Below are 23,743 nucleotides of genomic sequence, written 5' to 3' on the forward strand. Positions count from 1 at the left end.
TTAACATAATGTTTATTATCGGTGAATGTGAATGAATGATCGGGAGCTCTCCCCCATAATCCGGTTGCGGGCCATTATGGCGCGCTTACGTGATCCCGATACAGGCTGTGAGTGGGATCGGGAGCAGACTTTCGAAACCATCGCGCCTTACACGATTGAAGAAGCTTACGAAGTTGCAGACGCATGCTCGCGGGGCGACTTGGGTGACCTCAAGGACGAGCTAGGTGACCTGCTGCTTCAGGTGATCTTCCATAGCCAGATCGCGGAGGAGCGAGGAAAATTCACGTTTGATGATGTGGCAAACGCGATTTCCGAGAAGATGGAGCGACGCCATCCGCATATCTTCGGGAATGCCGAGGAAGGTGGTCATCACCTTTGGGAGATCATCAAGGCACAGGAACGTGCTAAAAAGTCGGACGCTGGCGCTCTTAGCGGCGTGGCGTTGGGTCTGCCAGCGTTGCTCCGTGCTGAGAAACTTCAAAAGCGTGCAGCCCGCGTAGGCTTTGACTGGCCGGACGCTGCGGGCCCGCGCGCAAAGATCGATGAGGAGCTCGAGGAGGTCTCAACGGCGAGCGACGCGACACGTGCTGAAGAGGTCGGGGACCTGTTGTTCGCGGTGGTGAATTGGGCGCGGCATCTCGGTGTTGATGCAGAAGCTGCACTGCGAAGCGCGAATGGAAAGTTCGAGCGGCGCTTTGTGGCTATGGAGAAAGCTGCAGGCGGTTCCATCGCCGGCCTCAATCTCTCTGATCAAGAGGAGCTCTGGTTGGCTGCAAAGCGGCAGGAACGAGGAGAGTAGCGCCCTACTCTCCTCTGTGCGTATGTTGCCGCGCTGACCTCATTGGACGCCGCTAAGAAGCGTCGTCGATCCCACCCGTACGTTCCGCGAAGCGCTCGTAGTCCTTTGGGGACATGCGCACTTCATACATGGCCTGATCGGCATCTACCGACTGATGGAGCACTTCGCCGTGCTGATGCAGCCATGCGGCACTCGCACCATCGCCGATGTCGAGGGCGATGGAATAGCGCTGATGACCCTCGGTCAACCGGTTGGAGAGCAGCCGAACGAGCGTATCAACCCCCTCACCGCGCAAAGCAGACATGGCGACCACGTCGTCCCGGCGCGCTGCCTCGCTTAGCATTTCCTCACCCGCATCCTGCTCGATCAGGTCGACCTTGTTCCAAACCTCAATGCGCGGTGTCGTCTCCGACACGCCGAGTTCGGCCAGCACAGCCTCTACGTCTGCCTTTTGCGCCAACGTGTCTGGGTGGGCCACGTCGCGCACATGGATCAACAGATCGGCCGAGACTACTTCCTCGAGCGTCGCCTTAAACGCCGCCACCAACTGCGTGGGCAGCTCGGAAACAAAGCCCACTGTGTCGGAGAGGATCGCTTTTTCGATCCCCGGCAGGCTGATCTGCCGAAGCGTGGGATCCAGCGTGGCGAACAGGAGATCCTCGGCCATCACATGGGCGCCGGTCAACCGGTTGAAGAGCGTAGATTTGCCGGCGTTCGTATAGCCAACCAGTGCAATCACCGGCCAAGGCGCGCGTTGTCGGCGTTCCCGGTGGAGGCCACGAGTACGGGTGACTTGATCAAGCTCTCGCCGCAACCGGGCCATGCGATCGCGAATGAGCCGGCGGTCCGCCTCGATCTGTGTTTCACCAGGCCCCCCCAGAAAGCCGAAGCCGCCGCGCTGGCGTTCGAGGTGGGTCCAGCTGCGCACCAGGCGACCAGCCTGGTAATCGAGGTGAGCCAACTCAACCTGAAGCCGCCCCTCTGCCGTGGCTGCGCGTTCGCCGAAAATCTCCAAGATAAGGCCAGTGCGGTCGATCACCTTGGCCTCGAGCGCAGTTTCCAGATTGCGCTGCTGAATGGGCGACAAGGCAGCATCGAAGACGAACAGCGAAGCATCCTCCTGTCGCCCCAGGACGCCAAGTTGCTCAACCTGACCGGAGCCTATCAGTGTGGCAGCGCGCGGGGAACGCACACGCACTGCCTGCCGATCGACCACGTCCACACCAATGGCAGCCGCTAGACCAGCCGTTTCCTCGAGACGAGCGTCGGCGTCGCGCGACGATCCGCCGAGATCAGGATAAACGACGATGGCGCGCGCGCCACGTGCGAACTCCTCACGATCGCGATCGAAACCTGTACTCAATCTTCCTCCGAACTTGAAGTCTCATCCGCCAAATTCAGCGGCCGCGCCGGCTGGATAGTGGAAACTGCATGCTTGTATACGAGCTGCGACGTGCCATCGCGCTGCAGCAGCATGCAGAAAAGATCGAACGCCGCGATCTGCCCTTGCAGCATAACGCCATTCACGAGGAACATCGTGACCGCGTCTTCCGACTTGCGCACAGCGTTCAGGAAGATCTCCTGCAGCAGCGGCTGCTTTCGGCCTTGCTCGCCGAGATGATCAACAATGGACTGAACGTCGATCTGCGCTCCGGGCATTATTGTCGAGATCGCATGCTTGTAGATCAGCTGGCTCTGCCCGTCGCGACGAAGCAGCACCGAAAAATTGTCAAACCAGGTCACGATGCCCTGGAGCTTGACGCCCTTCACCAGGAACAGCGTCACAGGAGTCTTTGATTTTCGCAGTGCGTTCAGGAACAGATCCTGCAGGGAGCTTTGCTTGTCGGCCATTGGTCGATGCCCTTTCTTTTTTGGCGGAGTTTGCTCCGCGATGCGCCGGTGCCCGGCGTCGGGTTGCGGCTCATGCAGCACGCTGTCCGTTATGTAGGAACCATCTCGCTTATGGTCCAGCGGCTCAATCGTCCTTGGTTTCCGTAATGCCGAGTAGTTTCAGCTTCCTGTGCAGCGCGGAGCGTTCCATCCCGATGAAGGTAGCCGTCCTCGAAATGTTTCCAGAGAAGCGACGGATCTGAACCTTCAGATACTCGCGTTCAAACGTTTCACGCGCTTCGCGGAGCGGCGCGCCCATGATGGTATTGGAACCGCCGCCGCTGCCCTGATCCCCCAAAACCTCGGCGGGCAGCAGGTCGACGTCGATCCTCCCGATCCGGTCACCCGGCGCGAGGATGATCGTACGCTCCACCACGTTGCGCAATTGGCGCACGTTACCTGGCCAGTCGTAGGATTGCAGAGCCACCATGGCGTCGGTGGCGACCTCCGGCGTGCTTACACGGCGTTCGGCGGCGTAGTGTGCTACAAAATGCTCCACCAGCGCAGGTATGTCCTCGCGCCGCTCCGACAGCGGCGGGATCGAGACGGGAACAACGTTGAGCCGGTAGTACAGATCCTCTCGGAACCGCCCCTCTGCAATCTCCTGGGTCAGATCACGTCCCGTGGCTGACACCACGCGAACGTCGACTTTCACGATCCTCGTACCGCCAACCCGGGTGAAACTCTGGTCCGTCAGCACACGCAGGATGCGACCTTGCGTAGTGATCGGCATGTCGGCGATTTCATCAAGAAACAGCGTGCCGCCATGTGCCTGTTCGAGCAGGCCGGGACGAACCAGGTCCCCGCCCTCTTCCACCCCGAACAATTCTTCTTCCACTCGCTCGGGGGTCATGTTGGCGGCGCTGACCACGACAAAGGGGCTGCTCGCGCGCTGGCTCCAGCCATGTAGCAGCCGCGCGGCCACTTCCTTGCCGACGCCGGCCGGGCCGACAATCATGACCCGACTGCCGGTTGCGGCCACCCGCTTCAGCGTCGCCCGGACGGTGTTGATAGAGCCGGAGCTTCCGGTCAGATCCGTGTCGCGGCCGGCGGAGAGACGCAGGCTCGCCACCTCACGGCGCAGACGCTCGGTTTCTGTCGCGCGCTCCACCATCAGCAGCAAGCGCTCGGCCTGAAACGGCTTCTCGATGAAGTCGGCAGCGCCCTGCCTGATGGCGGCTACGGCCGTGTCCAGATTGCCGTGCCCGGAGATCACCAGTACCGCAATGGACGGATCCCGTCGCTTGATTTCGGCGAGAAGCTCTAGTCCATCCAGCCGGGACCCCTGAAGCCAGACGTCCAGGATGACGAGGCTGGGGCGGCGCGCTGCGATGGCTTCAAGCGCCGCGTCGCTGTCCGCCGCGCTGCGTGTCTCATATCCTTCGTCTTCGAGTACGCCGGATACCAGTTCGCGAATATCAAGTTCGTCATCGACGACGAGGATGTCTAGCGCCATGATTATGCAGTCCGATTTCGGGTAAGCGCGGCGAGCTCTCCGCCGTCGTTGTCGCTGGAGTCATCTTCCCGGCCGATCAGGCCGGCCAGCATGGTTGTGTCGAAAGTCATTGTCACGAGCGTTCCGCCTTCGGGACGGTCGGCGAACGAAATCGTTCCGAAATGTTCTTCTGCGATCTTCTTGACGATCGCGAGGCCCAAACCCGTGCCCCGGGCACGTGTGGTCATGTAAGGTTCGACGATACGGTCGCGCTCGGCCGGCAGGCCCACACCGTCATCTGCCACGGTGATCACTGCCCGTCCTCCCACCTCTGCCACTTCCATCAGGATTTCACCGGCTCCGCGACCGGTCCCCTCGATCGCTTCGACGGCGTTCTTGACAATATTGGTGAGCGCTTGGCCGATCTGCCGACGATCGCAGACCAAGGTGGGGCCAGGTTCGTCATGCCGGAGCTCGAAGTGAATGGCGGCATGTGCCACCTCATGAAGGAACATCGTCTGCCGGGCGATGTCGACCAGCGCTTCCTCGCGGAACTCGGGTTTCGGCATTCGAGCGAATGAGGAGAACTCGTCGACCATCCGGCGGAGGTCGCCGACCTGGCGAACGATCGTCTCGGTCAGACGAGCGAAAGTGGTATCCCCCTCCTCTACCTTTGCGCCGTAGCGCCGCTGTAGTCGTTCGGCCGCGAGCTGAATGGGAGTAAGTGGGTTCTTGATCTCGTGCGCGATCCGTCGCGCTACGTCGGACCAGGCGGCTCGGCGCTGATCGAGCAGTTGCTGGGTGATGTCGTCGAACGTCAGGATCGGCCCAGTACCGTCTCGGGCGATCCGGACTGCAAGGGTGCGAGCTTCTCCAGCCGCGTTCAGCTGGATGATCGCTTCGCGTGCGGTGCCCTCCAGCAGCGCGTTCAGCTCGGGTGCCACGACTGCCAGGGGGCGGCCGATCGGAGTGTCCGTCAATCCTAGAAGCGATTGAGCGGAACTGTTGATCAGCCGGATAGTCCGGTCAGGCGCAATCGACACCACGCCAGCGGACACGCCCGACATTACCGCCTCGATCAGCGCGCGCCGGTTGTCGAGTTGAGAGTTCGCGGTGACAAGCGCCGTGTTTTGCTCCTCCAACCGCTCCGTCATGCGATTAAAGGCGTGAGACAGGGTGCCCACTTCGTCCCGCTCGCGGGTTTCCGGAACCCGTGCGGAAAGATCGCCTCGTTCCACCCGTCGCGCGGCATCGACGAGTTCCGCAACGGGCCGCACCAGGCGATCAGCAACAGCGAGGGCGATCCATACTGCAACACCAACGATCAAGAGAGACAGGAGTAGCAGGGCGGCATTGAACTGAAGTTGCAAGGTCCGCGCGCGCACCAGCAGGCTGCGGTAATTGGCGAGAGCCGCCTCCGCTCGCTCCGTCTGAGTGGTCATCTCCTTGGGATTGGTGACCCGCGCGGCGTAGAGGTACACCCTTGCAGAGCCAGGCAAGCGCGTAACGGTCTGGATACGATCACCGGTAACCGTCACGACGCTCCGCTGGCCCCGTCGCAACTGCCCGACGGCATCGGCGGACACCTGCCGCGCCAGATCAAGGTCGTAAGGGTTCACGAAGGCCAGGGTCTGGAGCTCGCCATTCGGCGACACCTGAAACAGCAATGCCTCTGACAGGCTGCGGAAGTAGGTTTGCTGGAACAGGAACGCCCCAAAGCGGGGGTCATCGATGGCCCGCTCCTCCAATTCGCGGCTGATATCCGTCGCCATCGTGACGGTGGCTTCTTCCCAGCGCTGAAGGATCTGGTTGTACGACGTCCGAGTCAGGGACGCGGCGTTCTCAAACACGCCCCTCGCACGGTCGGAGTACCAGAACTGTACACCATATTGGAACAGAAGCGACGCGGCGATGGTCACAAGCACCATCGGCACTGCAGCGAGGCTTGAGAACAGCGCGACGAGCCTGACGTGCAGCCGTCCCTCGCCGCCAACGGGCGAGCGTGCCGCGCGACGGCGGGCGATCCGCCGGCCAAGCAGCATCATCAGCGCCACACCGGGCACCAGGTTTGCGACGAGCAGAAGCGCGATGATGCCGGGCGCTATCAAGCCCTCCGGTCGACCCGTATGCGCAATGACGTAATAGGTAGCTACCGCGATGGCGACAGCGATCCCTAGCACGCCTGCTTCCATAACAGGCGTCACGGTCGGGCGCTGCGGCACAGAGGCCGGATCAATCCCAGGTGCCGAACCGGCGTTCATCGAAGCAAGGCTACAACAAGAGTGTTGCAGAGAAAACACATATTTGAGGCGTTCACCGCAACTCTTGCGCAGGCGGTCGAGGCCCCGGATCGATGCCGAGCATGTCCAGGCGCTTGCGCAGGGTGTTGCGGTTGAGACCGATCGCACGGGCTGCGCGCAACTGGTTGCCCCCGTGGCGGGCCAGCATTGTCTCGATCAACGGCCGCTCAACTTCGGCGAGCAGCCGATCGTAGAGGGTTCCGTTATCCAGCGCGGTCGGTTCTAACCGCGCTAGTCGTTCGAGATAGGCACGCACTGCTGTGCTCAGCCTTTCGTCATCCGGCACCGGGCAGGCAACGTGCTGGCCAGAACCCAACATCGCGGCAAGCTCAGACGACGAGATCCGGTCATCACGGGACAGCGCCGCCAGACGCCGCATCAGGTTTTCGAGCTGCCTGACATTCCCGGGCCAATCGTGTTGCTCCAGTGCGCTTACTGCGTCCTCATCTAGGGTCTTGCGCGGCAGGCCAGACTCCGCGGCGCGCTCCAGGAAATGCCGCGCCAGCATGGCGATATCGCCCTTGCGCTCCCGCAGCGCGGGTAAAGCAATCGGCACCACGTTCAGGCGATAGTAGAGATCTTCACGGAACTGCCCGGTCGCGACGGCCTGCTGAAGATCCCGATTGGTGGCGGCAACGATGCGAACGTCGGCGCGTATCGTGCGGGCACCGCCCACGGTGGTAAATTCTCCCGATTGAAGAACGCGGAGAAGCCGCGTTTGCGCCTCTGTCGGCATGTCTCCAATCTCATCCAGGAACAGCGTTCCGCCTGCCGCTTGCTCAAATCGGCCAGCCGTGCGCTGGGCCGCACCCGTGAACGCCCCGCGCTCGTGGCCGAACAGCTCCGCTTCGATCAGTTCGCGCGGGATTGCCGCCATGTTGATCGCCACGAAGGGCGCCGTGCGACGGTGCCCAAGATCGTGGATCGCGCGAGCGACCAGTTCCTTTCCCGTCCCAGATTCACCGGACACGAGCACCGTGAGGTCGTTGGAAACCACCCGTGCGATCACGCGATAGACTTCCTGCATCGCGGGTGATCGCCCGATCAGGGGCAGGCTCTTATCCTCATCCTCTACTTGCGAGGGCAGGCTTGCGCCGCGTCGGCCCAGGGCGGCGGCAACCGTTCGTGTCAGAGTGTCGAGGTCAAACGGCTTGGGCAGGTAATCATAGGCCCCTGCTTCGTTCGCACGCACCGCTGTGGTCAAGGTGTTGCGCGCTGAAAGGACGATCACCGGCACCTCCGGTGACACCGCGTTCAGGCGTGCGGCTATCTCGATGCCGTCGCCGTCAGGAAGCACGACATCGGTTAGCAAGACGTCGGGTACGCTCTGCTGGAGCTCGCGGTCCAGATCGGCAACACTTGCTGCCGTTCTAACGCGGTGACCGGCACGGCGCAGCGCATGGGCGACCACCGTGCGGATCGCGTCGTCGTCATCGACGAGGAGAACGTTGCCGCCGCTCATCGCTGCGACGCTCTGGGCAGAAGGACGCGGAAAACGGTCTCGTTTGGCGTCCCCTCGCGCGAATATTGCACAATACCACCCATGTCGCGCACCAGCTTGTCGACCAGCGCCAATCCGAGCCCCTTCCCTTCGGGACGGCTAGACACAAACGGATCAAACAGGTGCTCCGCTATGTCTTCGGGTGCCCCCGGGCCGGTATCAACCACGCAGATCTCGATCGGCAAGGGGAGCCGGGGTCGGCCCGGTCCGGGCGCGATCGCCATGCCGTGGCGGTAAGAGGTCGTGAGTGTGATACGCCGCTCGCCGCGATCGCCCAAAGCAGCGGCCGCGTTCTTCATCAGGTTGATCAGCACCTGAAGCAGCGCATCGCGATTTGCGAGCACCCGTGGAAGCGACGGATCGAACCGCTCTTCGATCGTGATCCCACGTGCGAAACCAGCCTGTGCCGCATCGCGCGCATGCGCAAGTAGCGGATAGATGTTCAGCGGCTCGACGACCAGCGGCCGGGTATCCGTGAAATCCTCCATTCGATCGATAAGCGCAGCAACCCGATCGACCTCGTCAATCACCAGTTTCGTCATGACCTGCGCATCGACCCCATCAGCGATCAATTGAGCCGCGCCGCGAATGCTCGAGAGGGGATTTTTGATTTCATGGGCGAGCATGGCCGCTGCACCGACGGCCGAGCGCGCCGCCGCGGCACGATCTGCGGAGACGCCCAGCCGTCGGGAACTTGCCGCATTGTGAAGCGTGATCATGCGCCAGCCGGGATGCTCAACCAACTCCACCGCGGCCAAGTCTACCCGAAGTCGATGGCCGCGAACCGTCTCGAGCGCCAGATCGAAAGCGGTAAACGCCCTTCCATCGTGCCCGACCGCTTCTTCCGGCAGCGCCAGAACATCGCCGATCGATCGTCCCCGCATCGCGCGTTCCGACAGATTGAGGAGCAGTTCGCATTCTGCGTTTGCCTGAGCGATGCGACCTTCCGCATCAACAACCATCAGGGCAACCGGCAATGCGCTCAGCAGTTCCGCCGCTTCGGGGCCCCGCCGCGTCAGCATCAGGCTGCCGCGCGGCTCCGATATGGCGCGTAAAAGTCCGCCAGCATTCGAAGCACGACCTTCGCGTCGGGCTCCTTATTGACCGCGTTGCGGAACTCCGCCGAACCGTGAATACCCTTGGTGTACCAGCCGATGTGCTTGCGGGCCATGTTGACGCCGGTGACCTCGCCATAATGGCTTAGCATCGCTTCATAATGTTCGACGATCAGGTGGTATTGCTCATCGAGTGAAGGCTCCGGTCGGACGGGTCGTCCTACTAGCGCATCCATAACCTGGCCGAGCAGCCAAGGCCGGCCATAGGCACCGCGCCCGACCATCACGCCGTCTGCGCCCGATTGATCAAGAGCTTCACGGGCGTCATCAACCGAGCAGATATCGCCGTTGACGATGACGGGCACCGTAACCGCGTCCTTCACCCGGCGAACGAAGCTCCAGTCCGCCGAGCCCTTGTACATCTGGTTCCGCGTGCGCCCGTGCACGGTCACCATCTTAGCGCCCAGATCTTCGGCGATGCGGGCAAGCTCCGGCGCATTCAGGCTGTCGTGACACCAGCCCATGCGCATCTTCACGGTCACCGGTGCCGCGACTGCTTTCACCACGGCATCGATGATGGCGCCAGCGTTCTTGAGGTCGCGCATCAGCGCCGAGCCGGCGTCGCCGCTCGTAACCTTACGGACCGGGCATCCCATGTTGATGTCGATGATCGCTGCACCCTTTTCCTCAGCCAGCTTCGCTGCCTCGGCCATTTCGTGCGGCGTGCAGCCGACCAGTTGCATGGAGACAGGCTCTTCCGAAAGGTGCCAAGCCGCCTTCTGGATGGACTGGCGCGTCTCCCGGATCGCAGCCTGACTCGCGATCATCTCCGTGACATTGAGGCCCGAGCCATAGCGGCGCACCAATGTGCGGAATGGCTGATCGGTAACACCGGTCATCGGCGCCAGTACCACCGGCTCATCGATCCGGACGGGGCCAATGTGAATGGGAGCGAGCGTGCGCATCAATCGTTTGCCTGAAAAACAGGCAGGTAAGCGATGATTGCAGCGCTGGCAAGGCGGCTCTGATCCGGCTACGGCCGCGACGATGAAGACCGTTGCGCTGATTGTGGCTGCTGGCAAGGGTGAGCGCATAGGCGGTACGCTGCCCAAGCAATTCACCCTTCTGGCGGGCCGACCGATGCTTGCCTGGAGCTATGCTGCTCTGTCCGCCAACCCGGCTATCGATGACGTGCTTGTCGTGATCGGCGACGGTCAGGAGCCGCTCCTTGGCTCGGCGTTGCCTTCCGCCCGCTTTGTTCTCGGTGGCGCGACACGTCGAGAGTCCGTGGGACGTGGCCTGGAGGGGATCGGACAAGCCGATCGGATCCTGGTTCATGATGCCGCGCGGCCGTTCCTGAGTGCCAAGGTCATCGACCGGCTTCTCGCGGCGCTCGACCAGGCCGATGGTGCAGTTCCGGTGCTCCCTGTGGCCGACACGTTGGTCACTGCTGACGGCGTGAACGTTCCGCGCGACGGGATTTCGCGCGTACAGACGCCGCAGGCGTTCCGCTTCGATGCGCTTCGCCGTGCTCACGTGGGATGGACGGGTAGCGAACCTACTGACGACGCGCAGATGGTTCGCACGCTTGGCGGATCGGTAACACTGGTGCAGGGCGACGCCATGCTAGAAAAGGTAACCTGGCCTGCTGATTTCGCGGCTGCAGAGGCGCGGATCGGGTGGGACACGCGGTCGGCGACCGGCTTTGACGTGCATCGTCTGGCGGACGGGGAAGAGCTCTGGCTGGGCGGCGTACGGATTCCTCATACGCAGGGACTTTCCGGCCACAGCGATGCTGATGTGGCCCTCCATGCGCTCACTGATGCGGTGCTGGGGACCATCGCAGAAGGCGACATCGGGCTCCACTTCCCGCCCAGTGATCCGAAATGGCGAGGCGCAGAGTCCGGCCAATTCCTGCGCCACGCTGCATCCTTGGTTGAAGCACGGGGCGGCCAAATCATCTTCGTCGATGTCACGATCATTTGCGAGGCGCCCAAGATCGGGCCGTATCGTGAAGCGATACGCAACCGGATCGCGGAACTTCTGCGGCTTTCAACCGATCGCGTCAGCGTGAAGGCGACTACAACAGAGCGACTGGGCTTCACCGGCCGGGGGGAAGGCATCGCAACCCAAGCCGTGGCTACCGTCCGCCTGCCCGGAGTGCAGCCATGAAGCGTTTGCTTGCTGCAGTTGCCCTGCTCGCTTTTCCCAGCGCAGCACTCGCCCAGACGCCATGCCTCACCCGCGCAGAGGCAGAGGCCGTGACGCTGGTCGCCCTGCCCGATATCATACTGGAGACCGGACGGGTTTGTACCACCCTTCCCGCCTCGAGTCTGGTCCGCCGGACGTCCGGCCCGTTCATCAGCCGCTACCAGGCAGAGGCAGATCGCGCTTGGCCCACCGCACGTGGAGCTATCGCCAAACTCAGTGATCCGCGCGTGTCTATGCTGCTGCTTCAGTCGGACTACGCGCGGCCATTGATCACGTCGCTCATCGCGCCCCAAATCGTTGGACGGGTTCAGACATCCGACTGCGGCACCATTGACCGGTTGATGACGCTGCTGGAGCCGCTACCGGCCCGGAACATCGCGGGGATTGTTGTGGCCAGCCTACAGCATCTTAAAGCCGAGAAGGCTCGTGGTACTGCGGCCCTTCGCGAGGTGCCTGACCTCCCTGTTTGCCCGGCGCCCGGCCGATGAGCGATAGCCTTCTTCCGGAAGCGCTGATCGCTTCGGCTACACGCGTCATCGCAGCGAATCGGGCCGCGGGACGCCGTGTCGCTGTGGCCGAAAGTTGCACGGGTGGGCTCGTCGCTGCCGCACTCACGGAGGTGCCAGGGTCTTCTGACGTGCTGGAAGCCTCGATCGTCAGCTACGCAAATGAAGCGAAAATGGGCCTCCTCCACGTGTCCCAGGACGTGATTGAAACATTCGGCGCAGTTTCGATCGCAACCGCCTGGAGCATGGCGCAGGGCGCTCTGGAAGTAACCGGCGCAGATGTCGCCGTTGCGATTACCGGGATCGCCGGCCCGGGCGGCGGCAGTGAGAAGAAACCGGTGGGTACCGTGGTATTCGCTCGCGCCGAAAAGGGCGGCGACCCCGCCAATGTTGTGGCGGACCGGCGCGAGTTCGGAGATCTCGGTCGCGCCGGGATCCGGCTTCAGGCGGCGCTATGCGCGCTCGATTTGCTGATGCCGCCGTCTGAGGAGCCTTCGGACCCGTAGAGCTTTCGTGCACGCTCCTCGAAAGCTCCGATCATCTTGCGCAGGGCCATGGTGAAGACCTGGCCCGCTAGCATTTCGAACATGCGGTTCTTGAACTGAAAGTCGACGGTGAAGTCCACTAGGCACCCGTCGCCATCAGGCCGAAAACGCCACTCATTGTGCAAGTACTTCAGCGGCCCGTCCACGTAGTCGACGTGGATCCGCTCCGGCCGCTGCTTCTCCACGCGCGACGTGAACGTCTCTCGCAACCCTTTGAAGCCCACAATCATGTCGGCCACAGTTTCTTCGGGTGCATCGCGGCGCACCCGCATGGCGATGACCCAAGGAAGGAAGTCCTGATACGCCTTCACGTCCGCCACCAGATCGAACATCTGCTCCGGCGTGTAGGGCATCCCTCTCGTTTCGCTATGCTTTGGCAAGCTGGGCCTCGCGCGCTGCGCGCAGTTTCGCGAAATCGTCACCGGCGTGATAGCTCGACCGGGTCAGCGGTGACGAAGCCACCAGCAAAAAGCCTTTGGCGCGGGCGATTGCGGCATATGCGTCAAACGCCTTGGGTGTGACGAACTCCGCCACTTTGGCATGGCGAGGCGTCGGCTGCAGATATTGGCCCATCGTCAGGAAATCGATGTCGGCGGAACGCATGTCGTCCATCACCTGATGAATCTCCAGGCGCTCTTCGCCAAGCCCGAGCATCACACCGGATTTCGTGAAGATCGAAGGATCATGGCGCTTCACGCTCTCCAGCAGGCGGAGCGAGGCATAGTACCGTGCGCCGGGACGGATGGTCGGGTACAGCCGCGGTACTGTTTCCAAATTGTGGTTGTAGACGTCAGGCCGCGCCGCAACGATCGACTCTACCGCTGCCTGGGTCTTGTTGCGGAAATCCGGAGTCAGGATCTCGATGGTTGTAGTCGGCGTGTTCCGGCGAAGTGCCTCAATCACCTTGACGAACTGCGATGCGCCGCCGTCCGGCAGATCGTCACGATCGACGGACGTGATCACAATATGCTGTAAGCTCATCTCGGCAGCGGCGACCGCAACATGCTCCGGCTCGAGCGGGTCAACCGCACGTGGCATACCGGTCTTCACGTTGCAGAAGGCGCACGCTCGCGTGCAGGTGTCGCCCAGGATCATCACCGTGGCGTGCTTCTTCGTCCAGCATTCACCGATGTTCGGGCACGCTGCCTCCTCGCACACCGTGGCCAGGTTCAGCCGTCGCATCAGCTGCTTCGTTTCGGCAAAGCCGACCGATGTCGGCGCCTTGACGCGGATCCAATCGGGTTTGCGGGCGCGTTCTGGCCGGGCGAGCGGGATAATCTCGGTCATGTCGCGGCGCGAGATAGCGACTGCCACGGCTTGAAACAACGCGTATAGGGCAAACATGACCGTCTTCTCCGATCTTGTCGCTGGCTACGGCCGTTTCCGGGAACATGGCTGGGCAGAAGAGCGCGAACGGTGGGCGCACCTTGCCGAGGGACAGTCTCCCAAGGTGATGGTAATTGCCTGTTCGGACAGCCGTACGGATCCGGCGACCGTTTTCGATACCTCGCCGGGCGAGATCTTCGTTGTCCGAAACGTGGCCAATCTCGTTCCGCCGTTCGAAATCGGCGGGGGCCGTCACGGCGTGTCTGCCGCACTGGAATTCGCGGTTACGCAGCTTAAGGTCGAGGAAGTCGTGGTCATGGGTCATGGCATGTGCGGCGGTGTTCACGCCTCCTTGACCAAGCGCTTCGCCGAGGCTGACCCAGGTGAAGGGGGCTTCATTGCCCGCTGGATCAACCTTCTCGATGAGGCACGAGACCGCGTGACCACCGAGCACGGCCACGGCGAAGACGCAGTTCGCGCGTTGGAGCTGGAGACGGTTCGGGTCAGCCTGGCCAACCTCCGCACCTTCCCGTTCGTTCAGGAAGCGGAAGCCGCCGGACAGTTGACGCTCCATGGTGCGTGGTTCTCGATCCGCGAGGGCGTGCTCTGGGTAATGGACGAGAATGGAGAATTCGCGCCGGCCAGCTAAGAGTCGAAAAGGGTCATCTCATTAGCAGCAAGGACGATGCCTCCGCCGGCTCAGGCCACCGGAACCTGGCCGCCGATAGTAGCGAGCAAACGGGCGAGACGGGCCTCGATCGCCCGATCTTCGGCATGATTTGCCGATAGCGCCGGCAGCATGGCCGGTGATTCGCTGCCGGCCAGGGCCATAGCTGTCTCGATGGATACGACTTCAGCCGCCTTTGCCTTGCGCAGCGCGCCGATCAATGCGGTGTCGAGAATGGCGCCGCTCTGGTGGCTACGCGCGTCGCGCTCCGCGTCATCAAGGATGCCGCTCATCCACAGATTGGCGGGTGCACCCGCAAGGTCCGCTATTCCGTCGAGCCGGGCGGCGTGGCGCCGGGCATTGGCGCGATCACGCTCGATCACGTCCTGAAGGCTGGGGTCGGACGCTGTCTCGGCCAGCGGCAACAATCGCTCAATCAGCAATTGCTTGCCGGCGCGCAGATCCTGGAGGGCGACGTGGAGCAAGGCGGCGCGCGATGCGGTCAGCGACATGCTGACTTAGCGCATGCGTCGCCGCCGAGTTCCCCCAGTTTAGCCCGCGTCGGGCGCTACTGCCTTGGTGACGTCCCTCGGCTGCTCGGCAGTCACACGGATGTTGAGCTCGCGCAGCTGCTTTGCGGTGGCGAAGTTCGGCGCCCCCATCATCAGGTCTTCGGCCTTCTGAGTCATCGGGAAGACGATGACCTCACGGATGTTCGGCTCGTCCGCCAACAGCATCACAATGCGATCGACGCCCGGTGCCGAACCGCCGTGCGGCGGCGCGCCGAACTTGAACGCGTTGATCATGCCCGCGAAGTTTGTGTCGACATCCTGCTGGCTGTAGCCCGCGATCTCGAACGCCTTGTACATGATCTCGGGACGGTGGTTCCGGATCGCGCCCGACGACAGCTCGATGCCGTTGCACACGATGTCATACTGATAGGCGAGGATATCGAGTGGATCCTTGCTCTCCAGCGCCTCCAGTTCGCCCTGCGGCATGCTGAACGGGTTATGGCTGAAGTCGATCTTCTTCGCCTCCTCGTCATATTCAAACATCGGGAAGTCGACGATCCAGCAGAACTCGAAGCGGTTCTTGTCGATCAGGTCGAGCTGCTCTGCGATACGGGTACGGGCCAGACCAGCCAGCTTCGCCGCCTGCGCTTCCTTACCGGCAGCGAAGAACACGCCATCATCCGGGCCGAGGCCCAGTGCTTCTGCCAGCTCGCGCATGCCCACGTCGCCGTGGTTCTTGGCAATCGGGCCGCCGAACTCGCCACCCTTGCGCGTGGCATAGCCCAGGCCAGCGAAGCCCTCGGATTGCGCCCATGCGTTCATATCGTCGAAGAACTTGCGGCTCTTGTCTGCGGTATTCGGCGCCGGAATTGCCCGCACCACGTCGCCCGCCTCAACGATCGAGGCGAAGCGCCCGAAGCCTGAGCCAGAGAAGAAGCCGCTGACGTCTGAGATGACCAAGGGATTGCGCAGATCCGGCTTGTCATTGCCGTATTTCAGCATCGACTCGCGATACGGGATGCGCTTGAACGGCAGCGGGCTGACGGTGCGTCCCTTGTTCTGCCAGTTGGCGAATTCCTCGAATACGCCGTGGAGCACTGGCTCAATGGCTGCAAACACGTCTTCCTGAGTGACGTAGCTCATTTCGAAGTCGAGCTGGTAGAACTCGCCCGGTGAACGGTCGGCGCGAGCATCCTCGTCACGGAAACACGGCGCGATCTGGAAGTAGCGATCAAAGCCAGCCACCATCAGCAGCTGCTTGAACATCTGCGGCGCCTGCGGGAGGGCGTAGAACTTGCCCGGGTGAACGCGGCTGGGAACAAGGTAGTCGCGCGCGCCTTCCGGGGACGACGCGGTGAGGATCGGCGTCTGGAACTCAGTGAAGCCTTGATCCACCATGCGACGGCGGATCGACGCAATCACGCTGGAGCGCAGCATGATGTTGGCGTGGAGCTTTTCACGACGCAGATCGAGGAAGCGGTAGCGAAGGCGAATGTCCTCCGGATATTCCTGCTCGCCGGCGACCGGCATCGGCAGTTCCTGAGCGGCACTCTGCACCGTCACGCCGCGTGCGAAGACCTCGATCTCGCCTGTCGCGAGGTTTGGGTTCACCGTTCCCTGGGCACGCGCCTTCACCACCCCGTCAATAGTGATAACCGATTCGACGCGGAGCGTTTCCAGGATCGGCAGCGCCGGCGAATCGGTGTCGGCGACGATTTGAGTGATCCCATAATGATCACGCAGGTCGACAAAGAGCACGCCGCCGTGATCGCGCTTGCGGTGGATCCACCCTGACAGGCGAACCTCAGAGCCGACCTCAGAGGCGGTGAGCGCGGCGCAAGTGTGCGAACGATAAGCGTGCATGTCTCGTTTCTCTCGTCACCCCAGCGAAGGCTGGGGTATCGTGCAGCAAGGGTGGCGCTCTCCGCCGCGAAGCGCCAACAGATGTCGGTACAACGGGCGAGGCGATGGCTCGCGCCCCTCCCCTTCCATACCCTCTTTGTCAACCCGCACGCTCGGGTCTATGGGGCGCGGCTTATGCATGTTCACCCGCTAATCACCGACAGCGCCACACTTGCCAATCTGTGCGCCCGTCTCGCCGACGCCCCCTTCGTGTGCGTCGATACCGAGTTTATGCGGGAGAATACCTACTGGCCGGAACTATGCCTGATTCAGATCGCCGACACAGAAGAAGCGGCCGCGATTGATCCGAAAGCGCCCGATCTTGATCTGCAGCCGTTGCTGGATCTCCTCGTGAACAACGAGGATGTCCTGAAGGTCTTCCATGCCGGCGGACAGGACATAGAGATCATCTACAATCTGACCGGCAAGACGCCGCATCCAATGTTTGACACCCAGGTTGCAGCGATGGCGCTGGGGCAAGGGGAGCAGATCGGCTATTCCAACCTGGTGGACAGCTGGCTCGGTATTCAGGTGGACAAGGGCGCCCGCTTTACGGACTGGTCACGCCGTCCGCTGGATCAGCGGCAGGTTGATTATGCAATTGGCGACGTAACCCACCTGTCTAAGATCTTCCCTCGCATGTTGGACCGCCTGAAGAAAACTGGGCGCGGTCAGTGGCTGGATCAAGAGATGGAGCGGATTTCCGACCCCGCCAATTACGCCAACGATCCCGACCTCGCTTGGAAGCGAGTCCGTATTTCCGGGCGGCGGGCTGACGTTCTCGGCCGGCTAAAGGCCATTGCCCGCTGGCGCGAGGTTGAGGCGCGCGCCAAGGATTTGCCGCGCGGACGCATCGTGAAGGATGAAACGATCGCTGACCTCGCAGGACATCCTCCTCGCAAGCAGGGAGACCTCGCCAAGGTGCGCGGACTTTCGGCGACGTGGGCGTCGAACGACATCGGCAAGCGACTGTTGGCGGCGATCGAGTCGGCGGAGCCGTTGTCGGCTGACGAGATGCCTCCGCGCGAGGACCGCAAGCCGGGCCTAGGCAAGGATGGCGCGTTGGTCGCTGACCTCCTCAAGCTCCTGCTGAAGATCCGCGCTCGTGACATCGATGTCGCGCCGCGGCTGCTGGCGCGTAGCGAGGAGCTTGAAGCGCTCGCAGCCGGGCAGCGTGGTCAGCTGGCGATCCTCGAAGGCTGGCGCTTCGATCAATTCGGGCGCGACGCGCTCGATCTTGTCGAAGGGCGGCTTGGCTTTGCTGTGGTGGGTGGAAAGCTCAAGATGACCAGAACGGAGGATGCCGCATGAAGGCGATCGTAGCTGCCGCGGTGGCGTTGGCAGGATGCACTACGATGGACACTGTTCCCGCTACGGCGCCCTCGGAGGGGCGGTGCAATGCGGCCAATGTCCAGGATCTCGTCGGAAAGGCACTGACAGCTCACCAAGCAGAGGCAAAGCAGCGCGCCGGCGCCGCGATCGTGCGCAGCTACGAAACCGGTTCGCCCCTGACGATGGACTACTGGGAAGACCGCTTGAACATCGAGACGGACGCCGCGGGCACGATCGTCAAGCTATCCTGCGGCTAAGTAGTCGGCAACGGCACCTACCGGCGTTGGCTGATCCTCACCTGGAGGCCAAGCGCCGCGCCCAGCGCTTTCAATCGCTTTTCTACGACCTCTCCGCTCAATGCGAGGTCGCCGTCGTCGAAGATCAGCTCGATGCCATTTGCGCCGCGCCGCACACCGGTCCGGTGAAGCGGACCTGCGACCCCCCCGGACAGACGCTGGGCCAGACGTATGGCCAAGCCCCAGGAGGTGGCTGTCGCGATGTCTTTTGGGGTCGCGAGCAACGGGATCGGGTCTGCATACGGCGCCTGCGCGCCCAGGCTTGCCGCAAGGGCTGCCGCCATCATCGCCCGTCCGCGTGCATCGATTCCCACCCAGTTGCCATGCAGTGCCGTCTCGATGCCGAGTTCGACGCGAAACTCCGGATTAGCTCTCCAGCTCGTGTCGGCAAGCAGGCAGGCGGCATGGCGCAGTCGCGAATCGCCATGCGGCTCTTCGTGGAACAGGGGTGTGATCCACCGGTTCAGGAGATCGCCGTGTTCGGGGAAGCGCCCAAGTTGTCTTCCCTCGTCCCGCGCAGCCACGACCAGCGGGTCCAAGCCCGCTTCTTCCGGAGACAAGCGCTCGTACAGCAGTCCTTCACGAAGTCCGAACGCCGAGACGACTGTGCCTGAGCAGCCGAGCACTGGTAGAATAGCGCTAAGCAGGTCCGCAGCGGCACTCAGCGTTGGAACTCGTCCGGTGGAAAGGTTTGGCACTGCCTTGAACCACGGCTTGTCGAGCGCCGGCAGCTTGCGACTTAGCAGGTCGATGCGAGACGCGGGCATGGTGTAACCATGCAGCACGGGTAGCGGATACCCCCGATCATGAATGTCCACGCGCGCCAGGGAGCGCCAGGATCCTCCCACGAGATAAAGCGGCTTACCGTACCCGAGACTGCGCCAGCCGGCATCTTCGAGAATACGTTCTACCCTGCGAGCGAAGCCGCCTTTGCCCCTCAGGCCGCCGAGGCGGAGGACTCCCAAAGGGAAAGACACATGCTCATGGACCTGCCCCCCGGCAATCCGCACTAGCTCCAGGCTGCCGCCGCCGAGATCCCCGACGATCCCGTCCGCCTCAGGCATGGCCGACAACACTCCCAACCCGGCCGCTTTTGCCTCCTGCTCACCCGATAGCAGTTCGACGGAAAGCCCGAGTCGTTCCGCGACGCTGATCAGGCCCGCGCCATTAGTCGCGTCGCGCACCGCTGCCGTGGCGACGGTGCGAACATCATCGCACGCCATTTGCTGGACCAGCGCACTGAAGCGCTGAAGCGCGGCGCCTGCCAGGTTCATTGCCGTGCTGTCGATCGTGCCCGTTTCTGCAAGGCTGCGACCGAGTCCCGCAAGAACCTTCTCGTTGAAGAGGATGGCAGGCAGGCGCGGCGGTCCCTGGTAAACAACCAATCGGATCGAATTCGACCCGATGTCGATGATGGCAGTACGCTTGCCGTCCACTCGATCAGCCCCGCAGTGACAGTTTCGGCACGGCGCCGCCTTCGGCAAGCGCGGCGCCGCGGCCGGAAAGCGACGGGTTAGTCATGAAGTATCGGTGCAAGTTGAATGGTTTGTCACCGGGCGGGGTGCGCATGTAGGTGCCGTCGGCATACAAGTCCCAGCTCTGCTCGGTGTCGATCAGATTTGCGAGCATCACCTGGTCCAGCACTTGATCATGAACGGTCCCGCTTTCCAGTGGCAGCATATATTCCACCCGGCGATCAAAGTTGCGCGGCATCCAGTCTGCCGAAGAAATGTATACGCGCGCATCGTCGTTCGGGAGCGGCGCACCGTTGCCGAATACGGCGATACGGCTGTGTTCGAGAAAGCGGCCAACGATTGATTTCACCCGTATGTTCTCGGACAAACCCGGGATCCGCGGACGCAGACAGCAGATACCACGGATCACCAAATCGATTTGAACACCCGCGCCGCTGGCTTCGTACAGCTTCTCGATGATTGAGGGGTCCACGAGGCTGTTCATCTTGGCCCAGATCGTCGCCGGTCGCCCGGCGCGGGCGTGCTGGATCTCGGCATCGATCTCCTCGATCAATCGGGTTCGCAGCGACCGGGGCGACAGCACGAGCCGTTCCATATCGTCCGGCTCGACGTAGCCGGTGATGTAGTTGAACATCCGGGCTGCATCTCTACCGGTGGCAGGATTGGCGGTGAAGAAGCTGAGATCAGTGTATATTTTGGCGGTGATCGGGTGATAGTTACCCGTGCCGAAGTGACAGTAGGTGCGGAACTGCCCAGCCTCCCGCCGCACGACCATTGAAACCTTTGCGTGGGTTTTCCAGTCGATAAACCCATACACCACTTGAACGCCCGCCCTTTCCAGTGCGGAGGCCCAGAGCAGGTTCTGCTCCTCGTCGAAGCGCGCCTTCAACTCCACGATTGCGGTGACGGACTTACCTGCTTCGGCAGCCTGGATCAGCGCGTTGATAACAGCCGATTGCTTGCCCGCACGGTAGAGCGTCTGCTTGATTGCCACCACATCCGGATCAGCGGCCGCCTGCTTCAGGAAGGCGAGCACCACGTCGAAGGTCTCATATGGGTGATGGACGATAATGTCTTTCGCGCTAATCGCCGCGAAGCAATCGCCTCCAAACTCGCGAATTCGCTCCGGAAATCGAGGGGTGAACGGGACGAATTTGAGGTCCGGGCGATCCTCTTCAACGATCTGGTCCAAGTCGCCGATGCCGAGAAACGATCCGGATTCGGTCACCAGTGCCTGCTCGCCAAGCTCGTCCCGCAACGCCTTGGCGAGGGAAGGAGGCATGCCGCTTTCCAGTTCCAGCCTGATGACACGGCCCCGCCGCCGGCGCTTGATGGCATTGGCGAAGTAGCGGACCAGATCCTCTGCCTCTTCCTCGATTTCGATATCGCTATCCCGCAGCACCCGAAACTCGGCGGCTCCCTCAACTCGGTAGCCCGGGAAAAGCATGGCGGAAAACCGCTTGATCATTGATTCTACGGCAACGTAGCGCGCCGGAATGCCAGGCAGGCGGACGAAGCGCGACATCCCGTTCGGCACCATGACGAGCTCGCGAATGGGCTCCTCATCGGATATGCGGATGAGGTCGAACATGACCGCAAGGCCCTTGTTCGGCATGAACGGGAACGGATGTGCCGGATCAAGCGCCTGCGGCGTGATAACCGGGAAAATCTGCTCGCGAAAATGAGTTTCCAGCCATCCGATCTCGTCTCGGGAGAGCATCGCGTCTATCCGGCTCGATCCGAATACCTGAATGCCAGTATCACCAAGCGCGTGCCGTATTTCCCGCCACACTGTTTCCTGGCTGGCAAGCAGCGCGTCTGCTTCTGCGGTGATTGCACCAAGCTGTTGCGATGGCGTCAGTCCGTCCGCCGAACGCGCGTCCACATCAAGCAGCTGCTGCCCCTTGAGCCCCGCCACTCGGACCATGAAAAACTCGTCTAGGTTTGATCCGGAGATCGAGAGGAACCGTAGCCGCTCAAGCAATGGATGCGCCGGATTCCGGGCTTCTTCCAAGACGCGGCGATTGAACGCCAGCCAGGATAGTTCGCGATTGAAGTAACGATCGGTCCCCCGCTCCTCGAACGGATCGTCATCGGAATCGAGACGAGCTTGGCGGACAGATCGGTTCATCATGGCTCCGGCGGTGTCGTGATCAACGCCGCTGCCGCGAGCGTTGTCCTTGCCAGAGGAATGGACAGCCGCTTCCGACGTTCCATCACCTCCTGATCAAGGGCATCGACGCAACGTATGACGGCCAGATGACTCCGCTCGATCCTGGCCACCAGCCACTCGATCAGATCGGGCCTAGCATCCAGGCTGCGGCGGGTGAACTCGCGCTCCAGCAGTGCACGCATCAGGATGTCATCGGGGGGACCGATCTCAGCCAGCGGCGTTGCCGACAGCCGGGAGCGCAGGTCGGGCAACTGCAAATCCCAGCTTGGAGGCGCGACGTCCGCGACCAGCAGAAGCGGCCGGCGTTGCTCCTGCGCCCGATTCCACGCGTGGAACAGTTCGGTTTCCGGCCGGCCGGGCGCGTCATCGATGATGGTGCCACCGCTCTTCGCCGCGAAGATACGCGCGAGCAGACTACGTCCCGATTTCCGCGGTCCCACGAGCAGCGAGGTCATCACCGGCCACGTCGCCCAGCGGTCCAGTGCATGCACTGCCCGCTCGTTCGAGGGAGAAACCACAAATTCTTCGTCGCGCGGATCAGCGGGCCAGACCAGTGGCAGCGCGATCTGGCTCATCGTTCGGCCATCATCCAGCTGTGGAATTGTCTGGCACGAGATCGGGAGGCAGCAGTCGTGGCGCGCGACGAATCCGAATCGTTGTGCCGGATCCGAACACCTGCCACCCGCGCGCCTCCAGCGCTGCCTTGAGAGCGTCCGGCGTACCTGTGAAGCCCACCGTCATCACCGATACACCGCCCAGTGCCAGGCTGCTGGTGGTCGCGGAAGAGACCCCTGGCACTGCACGCAGGGCCGCCTCACCGGCCGTCACGGCCGCTACCCCAGGAGTGTCGAACTGAACGGAGACGGACACCACGGGCTGCGCCGGCACGTCGGTCACCAGCGTCTCGCCGGCTTCGTCATCGTCGACCGGCACTTCGCTCGGCGGCACATAGGACAGGCCGGGATCACTGCGCAGGTATCCGGCCCGCAATGCCGACTGGTACGTCTCGTCCAGACGCTTCACGCCTGCATCCAGCAGTGCCGGGACGCCGGAGACGCTGCCGACCCGCAGCGTGAATTGGGACAGCAGGCGATTGTCCGGTCCCTGGCGCGCCTGGAAGACGCCGATCACCGGCCCGCCCGGCCATTGGCGGTACAGTTTGACGGTTGGGATCAGCACGTCCGTCCCGCCATATTGATCCAGCACCGCGCGCCACCAACCGCGCCCAGGGCGCTGCGTCTGCCCCAGGTTCAGCAGCAGCGGATCAGGACCGCTGCCCGTTGGCCGAATATAATCGATCGAACTTCCGCCGGTCCGGTACCTGGCCCAGGCCTCCTGCCAAAGGGTCCGCTGTTCAAACCCTGTTGCCACGCCGCCTGACCATACGATCGGGATCACCACCATTGGCGGCGACCGCAACACATAGTTGGAGATGCCAAGGATTGCGCCCGCCCGATTGCGATCGAACAGCACACCCAGCCTCGCCACGTAGCGCTTCGACCCGATCTGTTCGTTTTCTACGACGATGCCGGTGACGATCGAGTCCAGGGTCGAATCGGGCACCAATCCCCTGCCCGCCCCAAGCCGGGTTGAAAGCTGAAGCCACGCCTTGCGCTGCGCTACCCGCCACCCGCCTAGTCGTGCGCTGTCGGCATCTTTCGCTGCAACATCGACGCGTACGCCGGAAACTTCATAGTCGCTGGAGCTATCTACCGGGGCCACGCCCCGGCCGCTGCCCTCGATCTGGGCGATGCTGACGCCTGCCCCGAGCATGAGCGCCACGGCAGCAGGAACAAGGAACAAAGGCTTCAGGCGCAT

General features: G+C 62.6%; 22 protein-coding genes. 7 read left to right on the forward strand and 15 right to left on the reverse strand.

Annotation, left to right across the window (positions count from 1 at the left end; translation table 11 throughout):
- Positions 1-31 precede the first annotated feature (31 nt).
- Positions 32-799: a nucleoside triphosphate pyrophosphohydrolase gene (gene mazG / locus LK535_RS02120; RefSeq protein ID WP_227770238.1), complete on the forward strand. Its 768-nt coding sequence runs from the start codon at positions 32-34 to the stop codon at positions 797-799.
- Positions 800-851: 52 nt separating this feature from the next.
- On the opposite strand, the gene hflX is transcribed toward mazG, so the two are convergent.
- The 7 genes from hflX to dusB form a co-directional block, all read right to left on the reverse strand.
- Entirely contained in the window at positions 852-2,162 is a 1,311-nt protein-coding gene (gene hflX / locus LK535_RS02125) for a GTPase HflX (RefSeq protein ID WP_227770239.1), read from the reverse strand.
- Entirely contained in the window at positions 2,159-2,692 is a 534-nt protein-coding gene (hfq, locus tag LK535_RS02130; RefSeq protein ID WP_321576542.1) for an RNA chaperone Hfq, read from the reverse strand. Before hfq ends, hflX begins: the two co-directional genes overlap by 4 nt.
- 82 nt (positions 2,693-2,774) lie before the next feature.
- Positions 2,775-4,145: a sigma-54-dependent transcriptional regulator gene (locus LK535_RS02135; RefSeq protein ID WP_227770241.1), complete on the reverse strand. Its 1,371-nt coding sequence runs from the start codon at positions 4,143-4,145 to the stop codon at positions 2,775-2,777.
- 2 nt (positions 4,146-4,147) lie between these two features.
- Positions 4,148-6,385 (reverse strand): ATP-binding protein, encoded by a 2,238-nt coding sequence (locus LK535_RS02140; RefSeq protein WP_415837060.1) that lies wholly within the window; start codon positions 6,383-6,385, stop codon positions 4,148-4,150.
- A gap of 52 nt (positions 6,386-6,437) precedes the next feature.
- On the reverse strand, positions 6,438-7,886 hold the full coding sequence (gene ntrC, locus LK535_RS02145; protein ID WP_227770242.1) for a nitrogen regulation protein NR(I): 1,449 nt from the start codon (positions 7,884-7,886) through the stop codon (positions 6,438-6,440).
- Positions 7,883-8,947 (reverse strand): two-component system sensor histidine kinase NtrB, encoded by a 1,065-nt coding sequence (locus LK535_RS02150; protein ID WP_227770243.1) that lies wholly within the window; start codon positions 8,945-8,947, stop codon positions 7,883-7,885. Before LK535_RS02150 ends, ntrC begins: the two co-directional genes overlap by 4 nt.
- Positions 8,947-9,945, reverse strand: coding sequence for a tRNA dihydrouridine synthase DusB (gene dusB / locus LK535_RS02155; protein ID WP_227770244.1), 999 nt, complete (start codon positions 9,943-9,945; stop codon positions 8,947-8,949). The genes LK535_RS02150 and dusB overlap by 1 nt, the downstream gene beginning before the upstream one ends.
- Before the next feature lie 82 nt (positions 9,946-10,027).
- Between dusB and LK535_RS02160 the strand changes: the two genes are divergently transcribed.
- The 3 genes from LK535_RS02160 to LK535_RS02170 are packed head-to-tail and all read left to right on the forward strand — an operon-like array spanning position 10,028 to position 12,203.
- Entirely contained in the window at positions 10,028-11,152 is a 1,125-nt protein-coding gene (locus LK535_RS02160; protein WP_227770245.1) for a bifunctional 2-C-methyl-D-erythritol 4-phosphate cytidylyltransferase/2-C-methyl-D-erythritol 2,4-cyclodiphosphate synthase, read from the forward strand.
- Complete coding sequence (locus LK535_RS02165) at positions 11,149-11,679, forward strand: hypothetical protein (protein WP_227770246.1); 531 nt, start codon at positions 11,149-11,151, stop codon at positions 11,677-11,679. Before LK535_RS02160 ends, LK535_RS02165 begins: the two co-directional genes overlap by 4 nt.
- The gene (locus tag LK535_RS02170; protein ID WP_227770247.1) at positions 11,676-12,203 is read left to right on the forward strand and encodes a CinA family protein; all 528 of its coding nucleotides are present in this window, start codon (positions 11,676-11,678) and stop codon (positions 12,201-12,203) included. The genes LK535_RS02165 and LK535_RS02170 overlap by 4 nt, the downstream gene beginning before the upstream one ends.
- On the opposite strand, the gene LK535_RS02175 is transcribed toward LK535_RS02170, so the two are convergent.
- Positions 12,140-12,622, reverse strand: a complete 483-nt coding sequence (locus LK535_RS02175; protein WP_227770248.1) for a type II toxin-antitoxin system RatA family toxin — start codon at positions 12,620-12,622, stop codon at positions 12,140-12,142. The genes LK535_RS02170 and LK535_RS02175 overlap by 64 nt on opposite strands.
- Entirely contained in the window at positions 12,609-13,529 is a 921-nt protein-coding gene (gene lipA / locus LK535_RS02180; RefSeq protein WP_227770249.1) for a lipoyl synthase, read from the reverse strand. Before lipA ends, LK535_RS02175 begins: the two co-directional genes overlap by 14 nt.
- Before the next feature lie 55 nt (positions 13,530-13,584).
- Here lipA and LK535_RS02185 point away from each other — a divergent pair, with 55 nt between their 5' ends.
- The gene (locus tag LK535_RS02185) at positions 13,585-14,217 is read left to right on the forward strand and encodes a carbonic anhydrase (protein ID WP_227770250.1); all 633 of its coding nucleotides are present in this window, start codon (positions 13,585-13,587) and stop codon (positions 14,215-14,217) included.
- Positions 14,218-14,267: 50 nt separating this feature from the next.
- On the opposite strand, the gene LK535_RS02190 is transcribed toward LK535_RS02185, so the two are convergent.
- Positions 14,268-14,747, reverse strand: coding sequence for a DUF892 family protein (locus LK535_RS02190; RefSeq protein ID WP_227770251.1), 480 nt, complete (start codon positions 14,745-14,747; stop codon positions 14,268-14,270).
- A gap of 39 nt (positions 14,748-14,786) precedes the next feature.
- Positions 14,787-16,610 (reverse strand): aspartate--tRNA ligase, encoded by a 1,824-nt coding sequence (aspS, locus tag LK535_RS02195; RefSeq protein ID WP_227770252.1) that lies wholly within the window; start codon positions 16,608-16,610, stop codon positions 14,787-14,789.
- A gap of 174 nt (positions 16,611-16,784) precedes the next feature.
- Between aspS and rnd the strand changes: the two genes are divergently transcribed.
- Together rnd and LK535_RS02205 are read left to right on the forward strand one after the other, a co-directional pair.
- Positions 16,785-17,960 carry a ribonuclease D gene (gene rnd / locus LK535_RS02200; RefSeq protein ID WP_227770253.1) on the forward strand — a complete coding sequence of 392 codons (1,176 nt, stop codon included), beginning with the start codon at positions 16,785-16,787 and terminating at the stop codon, positions 17,958-17,960.
- The gene (locus LK535_RS02205; RefSeq protein WP_227770254.1) at positions 17,957-18,238 is read left to right on the forward strand and encodes an I78 family peptidase inhibitor; all 282 of its coding nucleotides are present in this window, start codon (positions 17,957-17,959) and stop codon (positions 18,236-18,238) included. The genes rnd and LK535_RS02205 overlap by 4 nt, the downstream gene beginning before the upstream one ends.
- A 17-nt stretch (positions 18,239-18,255) precedes the next feature.
- Here LK535_RS02205 and LK535_RS02210 read toward each other — a convergent pair whose 3' ends face one another.
- From LK535_RS02210 to LK535_RS02225, 4 genes are read right to left on the reverse strand one after another with little or no spacing between them, the layout of a single operon-like run.
- Positions 18,256-19,713 (reverse strand): Ppx/GppA family phosphatase, encoded by a 1,458-nt coding sequence (locus tag LK535_RS02210; protein WP_227770255.1) that lies wholly within the window; start codon positions 19,711-19,713, stop codon positions 18,256-18,258.
- A 4-nt stretch (positions 19,714-19,717) separates the two neighbouring features.
- Complete coding sequence (locus LK535_RS02215) at positions 19,718-21,883, reverse strand: RNA degradosome polyphosphate kinase (protein ID WP_227770256.1); 2,166 nt, start codon at positions 21,881-21,883, stop codon at positions 19,718-19,720.
- Complete coding sequence (locus tag LK535_RS02220) at positions 21,883-22,500, reverse strand: HdaA/DnaA family protein (RefSeq protein ID WP_227770257.1); 618 nt, start codon at positions 22,498-22,500, stop codon at positions 21,883-21,885. Before LK535_RS02220 ends, LK535_RS02215 begins: the two co-directional genes overlap by 1 nt.
- Before the next feature lie 10 nt (positions 22,501-22,510).
- The gene (locus tag LK535_RS02225; RefSeq protein WP_227770258.1) at positions 22,511-23,743 is read right to left on the reverse strand and encodes a heavy-metal-associated domain-containing protein; all 1,233 of its coding nucleotides are present in this window, start codon (positions 23,741-23,743) and stop codon (positions 22,511-22,513) included.

The organism is Sphingomonas sp. IC4-52, assembly GCF_020707225.1.
In the GTDB taxonomy this organism is placed as follows: Bacteria; Pseudomonadota; Alphaproteobacteria; order Sphingomonadales; family Sphingomonadaceae; genus Sphingomonas.